This is a genomic window from Longimicrobium sp. (assembly GCF_036554565.1).
GTDB lineage: Bacteria > Gemmatimonadota > Gemmatimonadetes > Longimicrobiales > Longimicrobiaceae > Longimicrobium.
The window spans coordinates 1-3,711 of record NZ_DATBNB010000785.1; the positions used below are offsets into that span (position 1 = coordinate 1).

Below are 3,711 nucleotides of genomic sequence, written 5' to 3' on the forward strand. Positions count from 1 at the left end.
AACGACGTCGCCTTCGAGCGCGGCACCTTCCGCGTGCGCGGGGACACCGTCGAGATCTACCCGGCCTACGAGGAGCAGGGCGTCCGCATCGAGCTGTGGGGCGACGAGATCGAGCGCATCTCTCGCTTCGAGCCGCTGACGGGCGACACCATCGCCACGCTCACCCGTACGGCCATCCTTCCCGCCACGCACTTCGTCACGGCCAAGAGCAAGCTGGAGCGCGCGGTGGACCGCATCCGCCGGGAGCTGGACGAGCGGCTGCGGGAGCTGCTGGGCGCGGGGCGGCTGCTGGAGGCGCAGCGGCTGGAGTCGCGCACCAACTTCGACATCGAGATGATGCTGGAGATCGGCACCTGCTCCGGCATCGAAAACTATTCCCGCCACATCGCGGGACGTGCGGAGGGCGAACGGCCGGCGTGCCTGTTCGACTACTTTCCCGAGGACTTCCTGGTGGTGGTGGACGAGAGCCACGTCACCGTGCCGCAGATCGGCGGGATGTTCAACGGCGACCGCGCGCGCAAGCTCACCCTGGTGGACCACGGCTTTCGCCTTCCCTCGGCGCTGGACAACCGTCCGCTGAAGTTCGACGAGTGGGAGCAGCTGGTTCCCAAGGCCGTCTTCGTGTCCGCCACGCCCGGCGAGTACGAGTTCGCGCAGAGCGGCGGCGTGGTGGTGGAGCAGATCATCCGCCCCACGGGGCTGCTGGACCCGGTGGTGGAGATCCGTCCGGTGAAGGGGCAGGTGGACGACCTGCTCCACGAGATCCGGCTGCGCGCCGAGCGCCAGGAGCGGGTGCTGGTGACCACGCTCACCAAGCGGATGTCGGAGGACCTGACGGACTTCCTTCAGCAGAACGGGGTGCGCGTGCGCTACCTGCACTCCGACATCCAGTCGCTGGAGCGGGTGGAGATTTTGCGCGACCTGCGGCTGGGCAAGTTCGACGTGCTGATCGGCATCAACCTGCTGCGCGAGGGGCTGGACCTGCCCGAGGTGTCGCTGGTGGCCATCCTGGACGCCGACAAGGAGGGCTTTCTGCGCTCCAGCAGCTCGCTGATCCAGACGGTGGGCCGCGCCGCGCGCAACTCCCAGGGCACCGCCATCCTGTACGCCGACCGCATCACCGGGTCGATGAAGCGGATGATCGAGGAGACCGATCGCCGGCGGACCATCCAGGTGGAGTACAACGAGAAGCACAACATCATCCCGCAGACGATCTTCAAGTCGGTGGGGGAGATCGAGAGCAGCACCCGCGTGGCCGACGCGCGCACGCCCAAGGTGGATGCCAAGGCTGAGGCCGCCAAGTCGGCGGAGCGCAAGGCCGTGCTGGAGGGCAAGAAGAGCCCGGCGGAGCTGATGGCGCAGCTGGAGCAGGAGATGCGCGACGCGGCGTCGCAGCTGGACTTCGAGCGGGCCGCGCTGCTCCGCGACCAGCTGCTGGAACTGAAGGCCGAGGTGGACGGCGCCCGGCCCGCGCAGCGCCGTTCGGTGGCGTCGCTGCGGGCATGAGGGACGTGCTCGGCGAAGAGGCGCTGCAGGCGTGGGGGCTGCGGATCGGCGCCGAGGCGCGGACGCCGCTCATCCTTTGCTTGCGCGGTGACCTGGGGGCGGGGAAGAGCACCCTGGCGCGGGCCATCGCGCACGGGGCGGGGGTGGAGGGCGACGTTCCCTCGCCTACGTTCAACTTGGTCTTTCGCTACGACACGCCGCGCGCCCGGGTGTGGCACCTGGACCTGTACCGGCTGGAGCGCGGCGACGAGGTGTGGGAGCTGGGGTGGGGCGATCTGGGCGCGGACGGCGACCTGGTGATGATCGAGTGGCCGGAGCGCGCCGAGGCGCTGCTTCCGCCCGTGCGCTGGGAGATCGAGCTGCTGGAGCACGAGCCGGATTCGCGCGAGGTGACCGCGTCGCCCGTGGGCGATCCGCCGCCGCTGCCGCCCATGCGGGAGGCGTCGTGAGCGGGCTGTTGCGCGGGCCCCTGCTGGCGCTGGACAGCTCCGGCCGCTCCGCGTACGTGGCCGTGGAGGTGGACGGGCGCGTGCTCGCGGGGGAGACCGTCTCGGCCCAAGCCAATGCGTCGTCGGCGTTGATGCCTGCCGTGGACCGCGCAGTGGCCGCCGCGGGGCTGCGGCCCCGGGACGTCGCGGCCGTGGTGTGCGGCGGGGGGCCGGGCTCATTCACCGGGCTGCGCATCGCCGCGGCGACGGCAAAGGGGATCGTCCGCGCGCTGGGCGTGCCGCTGTACGCCTACTCGGGGCTGATGGCCGCGGCGGCCGCGCACCGGGTGGACGAGCGGCCCGTCTGCGCGTTGTTCGACGCCCGCAACCACGAGGTGTACGCGGGGTGCTGGTCGTTCGGCGGCGATTGCGTGCGCGAGGAAGTGCTCGGTGTCGCCGCGCTGGGGATCGACGAGCTGGTGGAGCGGCTGCGCCGCCTGCCTGTGCGCTTTGTGGGGGACGGCGCAGCGCTGCACCGGGATGCGCTCGTGGCGGAGTTCGGCGGCGATGCGGTGGACGTGGAGGACCGGTCGCTCGCGCGCGGGCTGCTCTGGCTGGCGCGCGCGGCGGCCGACGCGGGGCGGGTGGCGGACGCGGCGGCGTGGGAGCCGGAGTACGTGCGCGCCGCTGGGGTGGAGCGCATCGCGGCGGCCAGGGCGGGCGCGTGATGTCGACGCCGATGGCGGACACGCCGATGGCGCGGGCTGCGTCGTTCCACGTCCGCCGCTGCCGCGAGGGCGACATCGCGCGGGTGCTGGAGATCGAGATCTCGAGCTTTACCATGCCGTGGAAGGAGGACACCTTCCGCGGGCTGCTGAAGCGCACCGACAGCGATTTCCTGGTGGCCGAGATGGACGGCGACGTCGTGGGCTACGCCGCCGCGTGGACGGTGCTGGACCAGGCGGAACTTGGCAACGTGGCCGTGGCGCCCGAGGCGCGCGGCGCCGGGGTGGGCGGCGCGCTGGTGGACGCCGTGGTGGACCACGTGCGCGACCGTGGCGCCGCGGAGCTGTTTCTGGAGGTGCGCGTTTCCAACGAGGCGGCCAAGTCCGTCTACCGCCAGCGCGGCTTTACCGGCGTGGGCCGCCGCCGAGCGTACTACTCGCACCCCACCGAGGACGCGCTGGTGATGCGGCTGCGGATACAATCGTTTTCTTGACACGCATCGGGCGCCCCTTTATCATGGCGCTTTCGCGTCCACTCTGTTCGCTTGAATTCACTGAGGAGGAGCCGTGGCCCGCAGCCTGAACAAGGCCATTCTGATCGGAAACCTGGGGCAGGACCCCGAAATCCGCACCATTCCCAGCGGTGCGCGCGTCGCGCAGTTCTCGGTGGCCACCACGCGCCGGTGGAACGGTCGCGACGGCCAGCAGCAGGAAAAGACCGAGTGGCACCGGATCGTGGTGTGGGAAAAGCTCGTCGACATCGTGGAGAAGTGGGTCAAGAAGGGCGACCGCATCTACGTGGAGGGCGAGATCGAGTACCGGCAGTACGAGGACAAGGACGGCGTTACCAAGTACATGACCGAAATCCGCGCCCGCGAGATCATTCTGCTGGGCGGCGGCCGTGAGGGCGGCGACCGCGAGTCTGGCGGCGGCGGCGGGTACGGTGGTGGTGGAGGCGGCGGCGGTGGTGGCTACGGCGGCGGTGGCGGCCGTTCCGGTGGCGGCGGGGGCGGAGGCGGTGCCCCGCGCGGCGGCGGCGGTGGGGCGGGTGG

At 71.1% G+C, this 3,711-nt stretch carries 5 protein-coding genes; all 5 read left to right on the forward strand.

The annotated features are described in order from the left end of the window. Positions 1 to 1,506, forward strand: a 1,506-nt coding sequence (locus tag VIB55_RS22120) for a helicase-related protein (RefSeq protein ID WP_331878847.1), incomplete at its 5' end; no start/stop codon positions are given. Continuing rightward, the gene (tsaE, locus tag VIB55_RS22125) at positions 1,503 to 1,955 is read left to right on the forward strand and encodes a tRNA (adenosine(37)-N6)-threonylcarbamoyltransferase complex ATPase subunit type 1 TsaE (RefSeq protein WP_331878848.1); all 453 of its coding nucleotides are present in this window, start codon (positions 1,503 to 1,505) and stop codon (positions 1,953 to 1,955) included. The genes VIB55_RS22120 and tsaE, both read left to right, overlap by 4 nt. After that, positions 1,952 to 2,662 carry a tRNA (adenosine(37)-N6)-threonylcarbamoyltransferase complex dimerization subunit type 1 TsaB gene (gene tsaB, locus VIB55_RS22130; RefSeq protein ID WP_331878849.1) on the forward strand — a complete coding sequence of 237 codons (711 nt, stop codon included), beginning with the start codon at positions 1,952 to 1,954 and terminating at the stop codon, positions 2,660 to 2,662. The genes tsaE and tsaB overlap by 4 nt, the downstream gene beginning before the upstream one ends. Beyond that, positions 2,662 to 3,153: a ribosomal protein S18-alanine N-acetyltransferase gene (rimI, locus tag VIB55_RS22135; RefSeq protein WP_331878850.1), complete on the forward strand. Its 492-nt coding sequence runs from the start codon at positions 2,662 to 2,664 to the stop codon at positions 3,151 to 3,153. The genes tsaB and rimI overlap by 1 nt, the downstream gene beginning before the upstream one ends. A 73-nt stretch (positions 3,154 to 3,226) precedes the next feature. After that, a partial coding sequence (locus VIB55_RS22140; protein ID WP_331878851.1) for a single-stranded DNA-binding protein occupies positions 3,227 to 3,711 on the forward strand: 485 nt, incomplete at its 3' end.